This window comes from Bacillus sp. FSL K6-3176 (genome assembly GCF_038003325.1).
Lineage (GTDB): Bacteria > Bacillota > Bacilli > Bacillales > Bacillaceae > Bacillus > Bacillus altitudinis.
In genome coordinates this window covers 3,030,674-3,047,458 of record NZ_JBBOOX010000001.1, presented here as the reverse complement: position 1 = coordinate 3,047,458, position 16,785 = coordinate 3,030,674, and the positions used below count along the sequence as shown (strand labels likewise).

Below are 16,785 nucleotides of genomic sequence, written 5' to 3'. Positions count from 1 at the left end.
CGGAAAATGGCATGGGAAGTCTTAAGTATTATAGGCATTGTGGCATTCGCCATTAGTGGTGCGATTGTCGCAATGGAGGAAGAGTACGATATTCTTGGTGTGTACATTTTAGGGATTGTCACAGCATTTGGCGGTGGAGCGATTCGGAATCTATTAATTGGTCTTCCGGTGTCTGCTTTATGGTCGCAGGGCAAAATGTTTACCATTGCCCTTGTATCCATTACGATCGTGTTTCTATTTCCAAAGCTTTTGCTCAAGCACTGGAGCACGTGGGGGAATTTCTCAGATGCGATCGGTTTAGCAGCGTTTGCGATTCAAGGTGCATTATTTGCTGTACAAAGAGAGCTCCCGCTCAGTGCGGTCATTGTGGCAGCCATTTTGACTGGAAGCGGCGGCGGCATTGTGCGTGATTTATTAGCAGGACGAAAGCCACTTGTGCTAAAAGCAGAGATTTACGCAGTATGGGCAGCCCTAGGCGGCTTACTCGTCGGACTCGGCTTAGCGCAAGGAGAGCTTGCTTTATATCTGCTGTTTGTCATCCTTGTCATATGCAGGGTTTGTTCCTACTTATTCAAATGGCGGCTTCCCGCAAGGTCTTATTTTTTAAATAAAGGGTAAAACGAAAAAAGGGCGATGTCGCTCTTTTTTTTATTTGTTATTCGAGCTTGATGTCAGCAGGTCAAGCTGTTTTCGTGTAAAATAAAAGTAGGTTCTTTATTCATCATTGGAACAATACACGAGATGAAAATGTTGTCATTTGACTGAATATGTAGATTCAGTCTTTTTTTGCCTAGATGGATTGTTATGTGTTGGTTTCACTTTTTGCGGGATACTAAAAAAACGCTCGTGATCGAACGGATGGATCAGAAAGAAATGAACACATCTTTGCATGTAAGCAAAACATGACGGAAAAAATGAAATGGGAGGGACATGTACTAGTGGAGATTTTTTTGGCAGTGCTCGTACTACTAGCACTCATTGCATCATCTAATATTATCAATCGTTTTCTGCCCTTTATTCCAGTTCCATTAATCCAAGTGGGTTTAGGGATATTGGTCGCAGCTTTTCCTTCAGGTTTACATATTTCTTTAAATCCTGAGCTATTCTTCGTTTTATTCATTGCACCACTGTTATTTAATGATGGGAAGCGTACCCCAAGGGACGAGCTGTGGAAATTAAGAGCGCCCATTCTTCTATTAGCTTTAGGGCTCGTATTTGCGACAGTCATTGTCGCGGGATATACCATCCATTGGATGATTCCAAGCATACCACTTCCAGCTGCATTTGCGCTTGCAGCGATTTTATCACCGACAGATGTGGTTGCTGTAAGTGCACTTTCCAGCCGTGTGAATATGCCAAAGGGGATCATGAGACTGCTGGAAGGCGAAGGGCTGATGAACGATGCGTCAGGACTTGTTGCCTTTAAATTTGCTATTGCAGCAACGGTTACAGGGGCATTTTCCATTGCAGAGGCATCCTTTAGCTTTGTTCTTATTGCTGCTGGCGGATTATTGACTGGATTTATTCTGTCGTTTTTTATCATTCGTTTTCGCTACTTTCTCCGCCGTTTAGGCATGGACGATGTCACAATGCACATCATCCTGCAAATCCTCACGCCGTTTGTGATTTATTTAGCAGCGGAAGAAATTGGCGTATCTGGCATTTTAGCCGTTGTTGCCGGTGGTGTGACACATGCCATCGAGCAAGACCGAATGGAAGCGAATTTAGCAAAGCTGCAAATTGCTTCTTCAAACACGTGGAATATTATTTTATTTATTTTAAATGGCCTTGTTTTCGTTTTACTTGGGTTACAAATTCCTGATGTATCGACTGTCATTTTCCAAGATGAAGCCTTTAATAATATGCAGGTCATCAGTTACATTTTAATCATTACATTCTGTCTGATGATTCTCAGATTCCTATGGGTATGGCTGTTCTGGGCAGGGAACTGGAGTGTATCGAAAAAGAAGAACGCGAAAAAACCGAAGCTGCGTGCTTCCATGCTGATGACATTCTCTGGTGTTCGTGGTGCTGTTACATTAGCGGGTGCTTTCTCCATCCCGTTTACGCTTGCAGACGGATCACCATTTCCTGAGCGTCATTTAATTATTTTCCTCGCAGCAGGCGTCATTTTATGTACACTCATTTTAGCGAGTGTCTTGCTGCCTATTTTATCGGAGAAAAAAGATAAGCAAGTGGATGTGGACTTAGATACAAAGATTCAGCACGCAAAACGGAAGCTGCTGAGAAGTGCCATTAAAACGTTAAAAGAAGGAATGAATGAGGACAATCGAGAAGTATCCCTTGCACTCATCAATGATTTCCGAATGAAGCTACGAAATATTCAGCGGGAACCGTACCAGTTTGGTATGAGAAAACAAGAGAGAAAAATCAGACTGCATGGTATTAAAGCAGAACAGATGAAACTTCAGCAGTTGATTGAGGAAGAGAAAATCGACAAAGAAGAAGCATATGAGCTGCAAGAGAGATTTCATGAGCTGGAAATGCTCTATTCCAACTCCTTTAAAATTCGTTTCTCAAAAGTGAAGTTTCTGCGCTTACTACAATGGCTTCAATTGTGGCGTCCGCATCAGCGTATTTCGAGCGGCATATTAGAAAACGAGGAATCGTATAAACAAATCCGCAAGAAAACGGCTGAAGCTGCGGTGGATTCTATTAAGCACCATATGACCGAAGACAATCAACAAACGTGTCATCAAGTCATTGGGTTTTACAATCAAGTGATATTCCGCTGTGAACATGGTCCTTCTTTCTTCCAGCAAAAGGATCGCACGTTTGACCGGAAGAAGAAAGAGCTTAACTTCCAAGCCGTACAGTCGATTCGTAATGAAATCCAAACCTTATATGAAAATGGCGAAATCAATCGTGATATTGCCCATCATTTAAGGGAGTATATCAATGACATGGAAGCAGTCTTACTGACCAATACATGATGTTGTCATCTTCTCGCCTATGTTTTATGATGAAAAAAAGAGACGAGCAGGGGGAGAGGCAGGATGACATATTACGGAGCGATTGAAGCTGGGGGGACAAAGTTCTGCTGTGCCATTGGCAATGAGCATGGGGATATCATAGAGGAATTAACCATTCCAACAGAGCACCCGGAAAAAACCATCCAATCACTTATTCCATTTTTTCAGCAACATGAAATTGCAGCATTAGGGGTCGGTTCCTTTGGACCGATTTGTGTCCAGAAAGACGATCCTTCTTATGGTTACATCATGAATACGCCGAAGGTTGAATGGAAGCATTACCCGTTGATACCTGAGCTGGAGAAACAATTAGGCGTACCGGTGTCCTTTACGACAGATGTCAATGCCGCAGCATTAGGTGAACTGACAAAAGGGGCCGCCAAAGGGCTAAGCAGCTGTCTGTATATCACGGTCGGTACGGGGATCGGTGCCGGGGCTGTTGTGAAACATGAGCTTCTTCACGGTCACTCACATCCAGAAATGGGACACATCCTGGTCAGGCAGCATGAATCAGATCAGTTTGAGGGTGTCTGCCCAGCGCATGGTACTTGCTTAGAAGGACTGGCGGCAGGACCAGCTATTGAGGCAAGGTGGGGAAAGCCGGCTAAAGAGCTTACCGAAGAAGAAGCAGTTTGGTCTCTTGAAGCAGATTATTTAGCACAGGCATTAATGCAATACACGCTGATATTAAGCCCAGAGCGCATCATAATGGGTGGAGGCGTCATGAAGCAAAAACAGCTATTTCCGCTCATTCGAGAGAAGCTGGCTGCGTATGTCAATGATTATGTCGACATGCCGCCGCTTGATACATACATTGTCTCTCCTGGACTTGAGGACAAGGCAGGTATGACAGGTGCTTTGCTGTTAGCGATTGAAGCGAAGAGAAACGCCTGATAATAGAGTTTTCAAACGCAACATGAGATAATGAAAAAGATGGAATCTATGAAAAGGTGGTTGTTAACATGGTCAAAAGCTTGAATGATACCGTAACACTAAATAACGGAGTAGAAATGCCATGGTTTGGTTTAGGTGTATTCAAAGTGGAGGACGGCAACCAAGTGGTTGATGCCGTCAAAGCAGCCATACGAAACGGTTATCGCAGCATTGATACGGCTGCCGTTTATAAAAACGAGACAGGCGTAGGGAAAGCCATTAAAGAATCTGGCGTCAAAAGAGAAGAATTGTTCATTACGTCAAAAGTATGGAACACAGATCAAGGATATGACAAAGCACTTGCTGCATTCGATGCAAGCTTAAACCGGCTCGGTCTTGATTACTTAGACCTCTATTTGATTCATTGGCCTGGACCAAATGCAGATACATTTAAAGATACATGGCGTGCGCTTGAGAAGCTTTATAAAGATGGAAAAGTAAGAGCGATTGGTGTCAGCAACTTCTATGTGCAGCATTTAGAAGAGCTGTTAAAAGATGCGGAGGTTGTTCCAGCGGTGAACCAAGTGGAGTTTCATCCAAAACTGACACTTGTCGAATTACGACAATATGCGAAAGAAAAAGGCATTCAAATTGAAGCATGGTCTCCGCTGATGCAAGGAAAGCTTTTGGATCATGACGTATTAAAGGAAATTGCAGCACAATACAACAAATCTGTGGCTCAAGTGATCTTGCGTTGGGATCTGCAAAGCGGTGTTGTCACTATTCCAAAATCAATCAATGAAGAACGCATTAAACAAAATGCCGACATTTTTGACTTCGAGCTTTCACAAGAAGACATGGAAAAAATCAATGCACTTAATAATAACGAACGTGTCGGGTCTAATCCAGAAACGATGACGGTTGGGTTTGAATAAATAAAAAATCCCCTTAGCGTGTAGACAAACCCTCGCATATTTTGTCAGTGAGTACTGGTGCTTCCTAGACTAGCAAAGGTTTTCTATCACGCTGAAAAAAGACAAAGGGCTAAAATCAAGTTCATTTTAGCCCTTTGTCAACAATCTGAATCCCCTTTCTCTTTTTGAGAAGGGGATTTTTTAAGTCCTGCTTCGGCGCACAGCCAACAGCATGAGGAAAGACAGGATCACAATACAAATCGTCCAAGCCCACGCAAGTTCCATTCGTCCAGAATCAATTGCCACATAGATGGCTGTTGGGAGGGTTTGTGTTTTCCCAGGAATGTTGCCGGCGAACATTAAGGTCGCTCCAAATTCTCCTAAGGCCCTTGCAAAACTTAGAACCGCACCAGAGAGAAGAGATGGCAGTGCGAGTGGGACGGTAATATAGGCAAAGACCTGGAAAGAATGCGCACCATCAACTTTTGCAGCACCTTCAATGTCTGACTCAATCGTAGAAAAACCAGCTTTTGCTGATTGATACATGAGTGGGAATGCGACAACCGTCGATGCAATGACCGCTGCCCAATAAGTGAAGATGACAGGCTGATGGAAGATCCATTCAATGGCTTGTCCAATCACACTGTGCTTCCCGAACACGACGAGCAGCAGAAATCCTACGACCGTTGGCGGAAGGACAAGCGGCATCATGAGGAGCGTTTCCACGATCATTTTTCCTTTGAAAGATGTACGCGCCATCCAAAAACCAATGGACGTTCCTAAAACGACAGCCAATAACCCGCTGAAAGCAGCCACTTGTACGGACAGCCAGATAGGTGAAAGAAAATCTTCGGTCAGCATCGGCATTATTTCACTTGAAAGCCGTACTTTTTAAAAATCGCTGCGGCTGGATCTGATTGGAGATATTGAAAAAATGCTTTCGCTTCCTTCATATGTTCGGTCTGTTTGACAATGCCAACTGGATAAATGATGGGGGAATGCATGTCCTGATTTGCCTCATCTACTATCTTTACTTTGCGAGAAACGAGCGCGTCCGTCTTATACACGACACCAGCTTCCACATTTCCTGTTTCGACATAGTTTAATACTTGACGAACATCCTTGCCATAGACAGCGTTCTGTTTCACTTGGTCCCATATATTCAGTTTTGTGAAAATCTCTTTTGCATATGTACCAGCAGGAACAGATTCAGGTGTGCCAAGCGCTATCTTTCCTTTTATGTGATCAACATCGCGAAAGGTTTTGATAGAAGAGGAACTTTCTTTTGGCACGATGAGGACAAGCTCATTTTGTATGACATCCTTTGTATGATCCTGATCGATGTCGCCAGATTGAACAAGGTCATCAAAAGGCTCTTCAGCTGCTGAGAAGAAGAGATCCGCTTTTGCTCCTTGAGCGATTTGCTGTTTCAATGCGCCGGATGATCCGAAATTATTCGTGAGTGTCACGTTTGGATGATCATCTTCATAGGCAGATTCAATCTCTTTCAAAGCATCCTGCAGGCTTGCCGCCGCTGAAATCACAAGTTCTGTCTTTTTGCTTTGATCTGGTGACGTCGACTCCGTTTGACACCCAGTCAGGAGCAAACAGATGGTGACGCAGGTTAAGAATAAATATTTCATGATCACACCTCTTTATCATTCAACATCATGTGTATCCTTTATTATAATCAAACTTATTTGACCATTCATAGGCTTTCAGGAAAAGAGAAAAGAAAAAGCCGCCAGAGGGCAGCTTTTAGTGCTGATAAAAACGTAGTAAGTTCCCGTTGATCACTTTATCTGATAGAGACAGCTCTTTATTGGCTTTTTCTATATAAGGCTGGCATACTTCATCTTCTTCAACAGGTTGTTTTGTTTTTTGATCATAGCACGTGTTCTTTGTATAAAGATAATCATCCGTAATAAAGTTTCCATTTCTCAGCACAGCGAACGGTGTACGCTCATTGGAGAAAAGGTCATTTCCAAATTGAATGGCATCTTTTGATTCAATGCCGAGTAAATGAAGAAGTGTCGGTTTGACATCCATTTGACCGGCTGTTTCAGAAATGGTTTGAGGCGCCTCGTCTGTCACCCCAGGAATGTAAATCAAAAAAGGGACCCGCTGCAGTTTAACTGCATCAAACGGTGTGATTTCATCCTGCTTCAGCAGCTCTGCCATTGCCTCATGATGTGCTTCTGAAATGCCATAGTGGTCTCCCATCAGGACAAACATTGTATTTTCATATAGTCCTTCTTCTTTCATTCGTTCAAAGAACCTTTTGATGGCTTCATCTTGATAGCGAACGGTGGTCACATAGCGGTTTAAAATGGTGCTAGTCGAATCGTATTCATCAATGAACTGATCCTTTGGATCAATTTCAAATGGGAAGTGATTGGTTAAGGTAATAAATGTGCTGTAATAAGGCGTCTTCAGCTTTTTTAAATAATCGATGGATTGATCAAAAAAGTCGATATCTTTTAAGCCCCAGCCAGTCGAATTCTGTTCATTGACATCAAATGAATCGACATCATAAAAGCGGTCAATCCCAAGAGATTCATACATCACATCACGATTCCAGAACGTTTTATTATTCGCATGAAATTGGACGGATTGATAATTCTCTTTTTTCAATTGCTTGTACAGTGTGTCATATTCGTTGTCACTCGCTGTGAAAAAGACAGCGCCACTGCTAGATGGATAGAGGGAGTTTGCGACGATAAACTCTGAGTCCGACGTTTTGCCTTGCTCTGTCTGCTGATAAAATTCATCGAAATAGAAGCTTTTTTTGGCAAGTTGATTTAAAAATGGTGTGATGTATTGTCCATTCACCTTTTGATTCATGACAAATTGCTGCGTTGATTCAAGTGAAATGAACACGACATTTTTGCCTTTAGCAAGTCCAAAGTAGTCTTCATTTGGTGCACTGTAATCAGCTTTTGTGTAGTTTGCCACTGTTGAAAGTGTATCTTCGTCAGCAAAGGCTTTTTGACCAATACGTGCTGTTTGAGCGGCACCGTCATACAAATGGAATTGAAACAGCCCAAGGTTGCGTACAATGACTTCTCGATCATACGAGCTTGTCAAAAATCGAGGGTGGTCCATCAAAGCTGAGCTGACATGGAACAATAGCAAGCTGCAGCAAACCACATAGTATGTTTTGATCGTCTTAAAAGACGCTTTTGGTGATAGCGGTTTCCGTTTTAAGAGCCATGCCAGCACCACAAAATCAATCAGCATGAGTATAAATAGCGGATGAAACAATTCACTCATACTGCTACCCATATCTCCCATGTTCTTTGCTTGAAATAAGACAGGAATGGTAATGAAATCAATATAAAAACCGTAAAAGATCGTATTCGATATCAAAATGGCTGTCAAAATAAAATTTGTGGTCAATAAAAAGACCTTTTGTTTCGTTTCATTTAAGAAAAGAGCAATCCCAAACAAAGGGAGCAAAAAGCTAAGTGGATTGATCAAAAGCAGCCATTCGTGAAACAGATTGGCCGTTCGTATATGAAATCCGAATTGATAAATGATGTATGTTTTCATCCACATAAAGAGGATGGAGTACACTAAAAACCAGTGATTTTTGAAAAACGCTTTCATTTATGTAACTCCTCACCATTCTGTATTCAGCTGCAAGGCAAAAACACTTATCTTAAAACTACTAAAAAAATGAGGAATGATCAATTCATATCCTGCTTTTTTGCAAAACTCTTTTTTCTTTTTCTAAAACGGCAATGGGATGGATATTCCGCAAATGACAGCCATGTAATAGCAGGTGACAATGGTCAGAGCAGCTAGTACGACTTGTTCTCCTGTGCTGCCTGTTTTGACATAAAAGGGGAGACGTACTTTCATGGTTGCAGGGAACAAAAATTTAATACCGTTCACTGTGCCTGCATCAAGGATGAGGTGGCTTGCCATCCCAACTAGTAACCCGGTACTGAGGCTGTCATTTGGAATGTATGTTGTCGCAATAAAATAAATGATCAGCAGAAATAATAAACTATGTGTAAAGGTGCGGTGCCCGAACACACTACTGATCAGTGTGGAAAGGAGCGGGAATTTCCTGCCGATTTTGCTTTTCGTATGACATAGATCTGGGATGAGGGCACCTACTGATCCTGCAGCAGCCATCGTCACTGGTTCGAATCCGTAATAATAGGCGACGGCTGTGGAGGCGGCAATTCCGCCCATAATATGTGTTTTTCCTGTCATGATGCGTACTCCTGTTCTGTTTTTTGTTCAAGTACTCACTATATCAAGGGTGAATCCATTCAGCAAGGCTTATTTCTAAAGAAAAATGGGGTAAAATAGTTGGCTGTTTGGAAAAACATTCTATAATAAGAAGGAAGTCATGTTGACACTAACGATAAGGATGCGATTCGGATGAGTAATGCAGACATTTTAAAAGAAATTGTTCTTGTACATTATGAAGTCAGCCGTAAATTAAACCGCAAGTTACTTGAGTTAGAAAAAGACATCACGCCTCCACAGATATATGCTCTTTCTATATTGATACAAGGAAAAGTATCACATGCTGAAGAGCTCAAACAAAGACTCTCTCTCAACCCAGGTGCCGCTTCCATTGCCCTCAATAAATTATGTGAGCAAGGCTACATTCAGAGAGAAAGGGACAAGGACGATCATTCCCTTGTCCGGCTAGAAGCCACGGAAAAAGGGCTGGCTATTTACGAAAAGCATACACGTCTTTTTGGAAAGGTGATTCAGCATATGATGTCAGACTTCACAGAGGAAGACTTAAAGACCTTTCTAACGTATTTGCAAAAAATGAGACAGACCTTTCACGATGAATGAACCGCTCCTCTTTGTATAATGCTGAGCGCTGTAGCACAAATTAAACAGGCAAAGGCATTTTATGAAAAGGGGGGAAATAGCGATGTCATTTTTCCAAAAGGATAAAAAGGCGAAAAGCGAGAAAGACCATCAGCAGGTAGATCAGCTGTTAGAAGAAGCAAGTAAAGAACTAGCAGGCGATCCGCTTCAGGAAGCTGTCCAAAAGAAGAAAAACAACCATCAATAAGCTGACAAAAAGGCGGAGAATCATTTCTCTGCCTTTTTTCTATGTTTTTCCCTTTGACAGATATGAGAATGTTTGATAACCTTCGTGTAGTAAAAATGAATAGAAATCCTCACGCTATGTCTCAGTGAGGTAGAGGTTGCGCGGATGATGAGTCACTCATGGGAGAGATGGAATCGTTGATCATGAGAAAAAAGGCATCAGCGCCGAAGTGTAGAGAGAGCTCCAACTTTCTTTATGCTGGGTCTGCATTGAACAAATGCAGGACTGCCACGTCTTTGAAGCGTGGAGGGCTATCCGGAGATCAAGGTGTATGTTTTGAAAAGCATGGACTTTTGTTCAGGCTTTTTTTTATGTTCTGATTGCCTAAGAAAAGGGTATGCTGGTAAGAAAGTGACCCAACATGAACATAAAGAATGCAAGTCATTGCTTCACAAATATATCAATGAAGATACTGCCGGGTCTGGTCCAAAGTGAATATAACGGAGGTACGAAAATGGAACAGACAAAAAAATGGGGTTTTTGGTTATTGACGGCTTTTGTCGTCGGAAATATGGTAGGTTCAGGCATCTTTATGCTGCCTAGTACACTTGCCCAGCATGCAAGTCCTTTAGGTGTGACGATGGCATGGCTTGTCACAGGTGGCGGCGTACTGATGATTGCCTTTGTGTTTGGACATTTGTCCATTCATAAACCGCAGCTAACAGCTGGACCACAAAGCTATGCAAGAGCGCTTTTTAAAGATCCGAAAAAAGGAAAAGCAGCCGGTTTTACAATGGTTTGGGGATATTGGGTGGCAAGCTGGATTAGTAATGTCGCCATTATCACAAGCCTAGCTGGTTATTTAACAACCTTTTTCCCAATTTTAACCGTGAAAACGGAGGTCTTTACTTTTGGAAAAGAAGCGATCACACTTGGTCAGCTCACAACGTTTATCGTATGTACAATCCTTCTATGGGGGACTCATACGATTTTAATTACAAGCTTAAGCGCAGCAAGTAAGCTGAACTTTATTACGACCTTTTCAAAGGTGCTTGGATTCGTCCTTTTTATTGTCGCAGGCTTATTTGCATTCCAAACCGCATTATTTGAACATTATTACTTCCCTGTTGAAGCAGCAAGTGGTGAAGGAGTGCTCGGACTTGGAGGCCAAATTCATCATGCGGCCATTTCCACACTATGGGCATTTATCGGCATCGAATCTGCTGTCATTTTATCAGGAAGAGCTTCCTCGCAGCGTGATGTCAAACGTGCGACGATTACAGGACTTTTAATTGCACTGTCTATTTATATGATTATTACCTTGATTACAATGGGCGTTCTGCCGCATGATCAATTGCAAGGTTCTGATAAACCATTCGTAGACGTGCTTCAGCTCATTATCGGACCGGCTGGCGGCATTGTCATGGCACTTCTTGCGATCGTTTGTTTATTTGGTTCGATGCTTGGCTGGATTTTGCTTGGTTCTGAAGTCCCTTATCAAGCAGCAAAAGCTGGCGATTTTCCAGCAGTGTTTGCAAAAACAAACAAAAAAGGCAGTCCTGTTATTGCTTTGACTGTCACAAATATCATGTCACAGCTGTTTATTTTCTCAGTCATGTCACGTACGATTAATGAAGCCTTTACTTTCTTAACAACATCAGCGACACTTGCGTATCTCATTCCGTATATCGTGTCGTCGATCTACAGCTTTAAGGTCATCATGCAAGGTGACACATATGAGCTCCAAAAAGGAAACCGGACAAGAGACGGGATCATTGCGCTTGTGGCCATGGGGTATTCCGCTTGGGTCATTATTTCAGGCACAGCTGATTTCAAAACATTTGGTCTTGGTATTGGATTGTTCTTAGTGGGCATTTTACTCTACCCATTCATGTCCAAAAAATTTGCCAAAGGTACAGTTTAAAAAATACGTTTCTCCAATGCTGGAGAAACGTATTTTTTTATGAGTCAGATGTTAATCGATCCACAATAAATTCGAGCTGACCTTCTAGTGACACAGGGTCATTAAAGAAGTAACCGACTGTATCTGTTTCAAATACGCGTTTGTTTTGGACAGCAGGAAGTGATGCCCAGATGCTGCTTTTATACACTTGATCGCCATTACTTTTTGAACCGCTCCATGGGCTTGTGAAAATATAATCGCCTGCAAATTCTGGAAGCTTTTCAAGAGAAATGTTTGCATAACCGACACCACTGTCGATGGCTTCTTTTTGGGCGGCCTTCGGAGCTTTTAATTTCAGCTCGTCATAAATGATTTCACCACCGCGTGCAAAAGTGTTACCGAAAATGTAAATGCCCTTATCGAATGGTGATACGATCGAAACGGTTTTGTTTCCTACAGCTTTTGTTACTTTTGGTTTCACTTCAGCAATTTTGGCATCCCATTGTGTGATCCAATCCGTTGCTTTTTTTGATGTGCCTGTCATTTTACCGAATTCTTTTAGCTGGTCTTTAAACGAATATTGATTGTATTGAATGGCAACTGTAGGTGCAATTTTTTTGTATTGATCAAATTTCTCATCTTCTCCCCAAGCAATGATCATATCCGGCTTCAAAGAGGCTACTTTCTCAACAGAGGGAGATTTTCCAATATTTTTCACTCCATCTGTTTTTCCTTTATAGAAAGGGTTTTTAAAGATGGGCGCAGTGGCAGCAATTGGGGTTTTGCCGAGTGTGACGAGATCCCCGTAATAGCTTTCCGCCAGAAGCACAATTCGTTGTGGGTTTTGAGGCAGTTTCACTTCACCCTTTACATCTCGATAGGTGATCGTGTCATTTTTTTTGGCTCCCGATTCTTTATTGGAAGTGCTGCCGCAAGCAGCAGTAAAAATCATAAGGGTCATGAAGGAAATCAAAAGAAGTCCAGTTCGTTTTTTCACAAAAGTTCGCTCCTATTCAATTGTTTATGATAATGATTCTCATTCGCGATTATATCTTAACATGATAGAAGAAAAAATGCATCGGCTATTTTATGACCAAAATGAAAATGGTGAAATTCTCCCGGTTTTTTGATGAAAATAAAGAAATTTATCAGAACAAGGATTTCAAAACGTGAAGAAAGTGATATACTAGACTCCGAGATTGATAATCATTATCACTAATAACGAATAGATATGAACGGAAAGGAAGAGACTGGTTTTGGGCTCACAATCGAATAAACAGCTGTCAGCTAAAGATGATGCGATAGATATTGTGACAAAGCCTTTTGGTACAGCAGCTGTTGTCATCATAGGAATCATTGCTTTAGCATTCGGTCTTTTTTTATCAGTATCGCTAGGAGCGGCAAATATTCATTTACACACGGTATGGGAAGCCGTCTTTCATTTTGATTCACAACAAACCTCACATCAAATCATTAGGGAACTAAGGCTGCCGCGTACAGTTGGTGCCGCACTTGTCGGTGCCTTTTTAGCAGTATCGGGTGCCATCATGCAAGGCATGACAAGAAATGCGCTTGCGTCTCCTGAAATCATGGGTGTGACAAATGGCTCTGCATTTGCGATTGCCATTGCGTTTGCTTTTTTCCCAGGCCAATCTTCTTTTACATTAATTCTTTGGTCATTTTTGGGTGCCGCACTCGGTGCTTCTATTGTATTTGGGGTTGGAACCCTTTCAAAAGGGGGGCTTACTCCTGTGAAACTCGCATTAGCCGGTACGGCTGTTGGCGCACTTTTAAGCTCAATTTCCTCAGCGATTGCCATTCGATTTGACGTCGCGCAAGATATGAGTTTTTGGTACGCAGGCGGTGTGGCTGGTGTGAATTGGAGCAATATTAAGATCATCATTCCAGTTGCGGTTGTAGGACTGATCATCGCTATGGTTCTTGCCCGCTCCATCACGGTTTTAAGCTTGGGCGATGAATTAGCAAAAGGGCTTGGACAATATACACGAACAGTCAAGGTACTTGGCATATTGGTCGTGATCCTTTTAACAGGTGCAGCCGTGTCAGTTGCAGGTTCTATTGGCTTTATCGGGCTTGTGATTCCTCATGTTACGCGTTTCTTGGTCGGCGTTGACTATCGCTGGATTATTCCTTGCTCAGCTATTTTAGGGGCTATTTTGCTCATTTATGCAGACATTGCGGCAAGGCTTGTCAATGCGCCGTTTGAAACGCCAGTTGGTGCCATTACAGCCATTATAGGCGTTCCTTTCTTCTTATATTTAGCGAGACGTGAAAGGAGCGGAATTTAAATGGAAATGGTGCAGCAGGCAAAGAAAAAGAAATACAAACGAACGATGGTCATGATCTTTTTAGCCATCGTGGCTGTGTTCCTGATTAGTTTAAATACCGGAGAGATAAGGATTTCTCCGATGGATACATTCAAAACATTTTTTGGACTCGGAAGTGAAATGGATGAGCTTGTATTATTCGAGTTCAGACTTCCAAGGATGGTCATCGCTTTACTTGTTGGCGCTTCTATCGCTGTATCAGGTGCCATTTGGCAAGGTGTTTCTCAAAATGGTTTAGCTGATCCCGGCATTCTAGGTGTAAATGCGGGTGCAGGTTTTGCGGTTGTTTTGTTTATCTTTGCCTTTCAGGGCTCGATGTCGAACTTAGGTGATTTTACGATATTTGTACTGCCGCTTTTCGCTTTCGCAGGTGCAGCCTTTGCTGCATTTCTCATTTATGTGCTAGCGTGGAAAAAGGGCATTACGCCTGTTCGATTGATTTTAACTGGTATTGGGATCAATGCTGCATTTTCGGCAGCAATTGTGGTCATTCAATTAAAGATGAGCCCAAATGATTTTAACCAAGCCATTGTGTGGCTGTCAGGAAGTATTTGGGGCTCAAGCTGGACATATGTCTTATCAGTCGTGCCATGGATGCTGATTTTTCTTGTATTAGCGATGGTGAGGGCACGCTACTTAAATATCATGAATTTGGGTGATCAGATATCTTATGGCTTAGGGATTTCAGTTCATAAAGAAAGAAGTTTTCTCATGCTGATTGCAGTTGCATTAGCCGGTGCAAGTGTCGCTGTTGCAGGGAGTATATCGTTCCTAGGGTTAGCGGCACCACACCTCGCAAGAAAGCTAGTTGGACCGAAACATCAAGGAATGATACCGGCGTCCGCTATGATTGGTGCACTGCTGTTATTACTTGCAGATACACTTGGGCGTGTCATACTTGCTCCATCAGAGGTGCCCGTTGGACTTGTTGTTTCTGCTTTAGGCGCACCTTACTTCATTTACTTATTGATGAAAACGAACTAATGAGGAAGGAGAGTACAACAGATGAAATCACTTGAAACAGAAAAGCTTTGTATTGGCTATCATGACCGTTTGATTGTAGACGATTTAAATATCAGCATCCCAAAAGGCAAGGTGACCACATTAATTGGGCCGAATGGGTGCGGGAAGTCAACGATTTTAAAAACAATGTCTCGTATTATGAAGTCCCATCAAGGTGCTGTTTATTTAAATGGCCAGGCTATCCATCAAACACCAACAAAAGAAATTTCAAAACAAATGGCTATCTTACCGCAGACGCCTGAAGCCCCAAGTGGTCTGACCGTTTATGAGCTTGTGTCATATGGACGTTTCCCACATCAAAATGGATTTGGCCGCTTATCAAATGAGGACAAACGAATCATCAGATGGGCACTTGAGGAGACGGGAATGATTGCATTTCATGACCGGCCAATTGAAGCACTCTCCGGTGGACAGCGTCAGCGGGTATGGATTGCGATGGCACTCGCTCAGGAAACAGAGCTGCTTTTATTAGACGAACCAACGACGTATTTAGATCTTGCTCATCAGCTGGAGATCCTTCAGCTATTAGAACGCTTAAACAGAGAGCAGGGCAGAACGGTGCTGATGGTGATTCATGACCTCAATCATGCTGCACGCTTTTCACATTACATGATTGCTCTCAATCAAGGGAAAGTCATTAAAGATGGTACGCCTCATGAGGTCATGAAAAAAGAGGTGCTCAGTCAGGTGTTCCACATCGATGCAGAAATTGTTCTTGATCCGAGAACGAATAAGCCGATCTGTTTAACATATGACTTAATGAATCATGAAAGAAAGCTTGAAGCTGTGAACGGATAATAGATGGACAAAAACTCGGTATGTATGACCGGGTTTTTTTTGCATTTTTTGATATTACCTTGTTATGCCATTTTCTCCAGTCGATCTTTTTTCGCTTTTATGTAGAAAAGAGGTACTTTTTTACTTTGGACAATGGTAATATACGGTTAGAGATCATAGCTAGAAAGGAAAGAGATGCGTGGAAACAGCAAAAATATTGATTGCAGATGACGAAGAAGCAATTGTAAAAATGGTTGAACGCGTATTAAAAAAAGAAGGGTTTCAACATATTTATAAAGCCTATCATGCAGATGAAGCATTAGATATTGTCAAAAACGAGGACATCCACCTCTTACTTCTAGATGTGATGATGCCCGGTAAGTCTGGCTTTGATGTTCTGCCTGACATCAGGAAAATGACGAAGGCACCGATTTTCTATTTAACAGCAAGAACGTCTGATGTAGACAAATTGACTGGATTTGCACAAGGTGCAGACGATTACATCACAAAGCCATTTAATCCGTTAGAGCTAGTAGCTAGAATTAAGGCGCACTTAAACCGAACTTATGTCTCCTTACAGGAGGAGCAGGAAGAAGCGCACAGTCAATATGAATATGCTCATTTCTCGTACCATCCTCATGCAGCCGAGTTGAAAGTAAGGGGAGAAGTGACGGCTTGCTCAGCGCAGCTTTTGTCCTTGCTGAAGTATTTTTGTGATCATCCGAATGTGGTACTTTCTAAAGATCAAATCTATGAGAAAGTATGGGGTGTTCCGTCATATGGTGACAACAACACCGTCATGGTTCATATCCGAAAGCTGAGAGAAAAGATAGAGTTAGATCCAAGTCAGCCTGAATATATTGTGACGATCCGTGGTATGGGCTATAAGTTCATTCCGCAACCTGTGAAGGTTCTTCAATAGTTT

16 protein-coding genes and 1 riboswitch are annotated in these 16,785 nt (G+C 42.2%); of the genes, 11 read left to right on the top strand and 5 right to left on the bottom strand.

Annotation, left to right across the window (positions count from 1 at the left end):
- Positions 1-6 precede the first annotated feature (6 nt).
- The 4 genes from MHB38_RS15940 (at position 7) to MHB38_RS15925 (ending at position 4,801) form a co-directional block, all read left to right on the top strand.
- Complete coding sequence (locus MHB38_RS15940) at positions 7-618, top strand: trimeric intracellular cation channel family protein (protein WP_007500242.1); 612 nt, start codon at positions 7-9, stop codon at positions 616-618.
- 320 nt (positions 619-938) lie between these two features.
- A complete protein-coding gene (locus tag MHB38_RS15935) occupies positions 939-2,954 on the top strand; it encodes a Na+/H+ antiporter (protein ID WP_202734221.1) in 2,016 nt (671 codons plus the stop codon).
- Between the two features lie 63 nt (positions 2,955-3,017).
- On the top strand, positions 3,018-3,887 hold the full coding sequence (locus MHB38_RS15930) for an ROK family protein (RefSeq protein WP_048001832.1): 870 nt from the start codon (positions 3,018-3,020) through the stop codon (positions 3,885-3,887).
- A gap of 68 nt (positions 3,888-3,955) precedes the next feature.
- Positions 3,956-4,801, top strand: coding sequence for an aldo/keto reductase (locus MHB38_RS15925; protein ID WP_182488922.1), 846 nt, complete (start codon positions 3,956-3,958; stop codon positions 4,799-4,801).
- Positions 4,802-4,981: 180 nt separating this feature from the next.
- Here the strand turns inward: MHB38_RS15925 and modB are convergent, their stop codons facing one another.
- The 4 genes from modB to MHB38_RS15905 all read right to left on the bottom strand — a co-directional run bounded on the left by modB (position 4,982) and on the right by MHB38_RS15905 (position 9,004).
- A complete protein-coding gene (gene modB / locus MHB38_RS15920; protein WP_008347121.1) occupies positions 4,982-5,647 on the bottom strand; it encodes a molybdate ABC transporter permease subunit in 666 nt (221 codons plus the stop codon).
- Entirely contained in the window at positions 5,647-6,423 is a 777-nt protein-coding gene (modA, locus tag MHB38_RS15915; protein WP_341003940.1) for a molybdate ABC transporter substrate-binding protein, read from the bottom strand. The genes modB and modA overlap by 1 nt, the downstream gene beginning before the upstream one ends.
- A gap of 115 nt (positions 6,424-6,538) precedes the next feature.
- Positions 6,539-8,389, bottom strand: coding sequence for an LTA synthase family protein (locus tag MHB38_RS15910; protein ID WP_241511471.1), 1,851 nt, complete (start codon positions 8,387-8,389; stop codon positions 6,539-6,541).
- A gap of 123 nt (positions 8,390-8,512) precedes the next feature.
- A complete protein-coding gene (locus MHB38_RS15905; protein WP_008347118.1) occupies positions 8,513-9,004 on the bottom strand; it encodes a metal-dependent hydrolase in 492 nt (163 codons plus the stop codon).
- Between the two features lie 171 nt (positions 9,005-9,175).
- Here MHB38_RS15905 and MHB38_RS15900 point away from each other — a divergent pair, with 171 nt between their 5' ends.
- From MHB38_RS15900 to MHB38_RS15890, 3 genes are all read left to right on the top strand, one after another.
- Positions 9,176-9,604 carry a MarR family winged helix-turn-helix transcriptional regulator gene (locus MHB38_RS15900; RefSeq protein ID WP_007500254.1) on the top strand — a complete coding sequence of 143 codons (429 nt, stop codon included), beginning with the start codon at positions 9,176-9,178 and terminating at the stop codon, positions 9,602-9,604.
- Between the two features lie 82 nt (positions 9,605-9,686).
- A complete protein-coding gene (gene sspJ / locus MHB38_RS15895; protein ID WP_008347117.1) occupies positions 9,687-9,830 on the top strand; it encodes a small acid-soluble spore protein SspJ in 144 nt (47 codons plus the stop codon).
- Between the two features lie 122 nt (positions 9,831-9,952).
- Positions 9,953-10,131: riboswitch (Lysine riboswitch) on the top strand.
- A gap of 192 nt (positions 10,132-10,323) precedes the next feature.
- Positions 10,324-11,733, top strand: a complete 1,410-nt coding sequence (locus MHB38_RS15890) for an amino acid permease (protein ID WP_182488919.1) — start codon at positions 10,324-10,326, stop codon at positions 11,731-11,733.
- Between the two features lie 37 nt (positions 11,734-11,770).
- On the opposite strand, the gene MHB38_RS15885 is transcribed toward MHB38_RS15890, so the two are convergent.
- Positions 11,771-12,709 (bottom strand): ABC transporter substrate-binding protein, encoded by a 939-nt coding sequence (locus tag MHB38_RS15885; RefSeq protein WP_182488918.1) that lies wholly within the window; start codon positions 12,707-12,709, stop codon positions 11,771-11,773.
- 259 nt (positions 12,710-12,968) lie between these two features.
- On the opposite strand from MHB38_RS15885, the gene MHB38_RS15880 reads away from it, so the two are divergent.
- From MHB38_RS15880 to MHB38_RS15865, 4 genes are all read left to right on the top strand, one after another.
- A complete protein-coding gene (locus MHB38_RS15880; RefSeq protein ID WP_017368049.1) occupies positions 12,969-14,021 on the top strand; it encodes a FecCD family ABC transporter permease in 1,053 nt (350 codons plus the stop codon).
- Positions 14,022-15,044, top strand: coding sequence for a FecCD family ABC transporter permease (locus MHB38_RS15875; protein WP_007500263.1), 1,023 nt, complete (start codon positions 14,022-14,024; stop codon positions 15,042-15,044).
- 21 nt (positions 15,045-15,065) lie between these two features.
- On the top strand, positions 15,066-15,881 hold the full coding sequence (locus MHB38_RS15870; protein WP_249670051.1) for an ABC transporter ATP-binding protein: 816 nt from the start codon (positions 15,066-15,068) through the stop codon (positions 15,879-15,881).
- Between the two features lie 178 nt (positions 15,882-16,059).
- On the top strand, positions 16,060-16,782 hold the full coding sequence (locus MHB38_RS15865; protein ID WP_072367948.1) for a response regulator transcription factor: 723 nt from the start codon (positions 16,060-16,062) through the stop codon (positions 16,780-16,782).
- Positions 16,783-16,785: the final 3 nt, after the last annotated feature.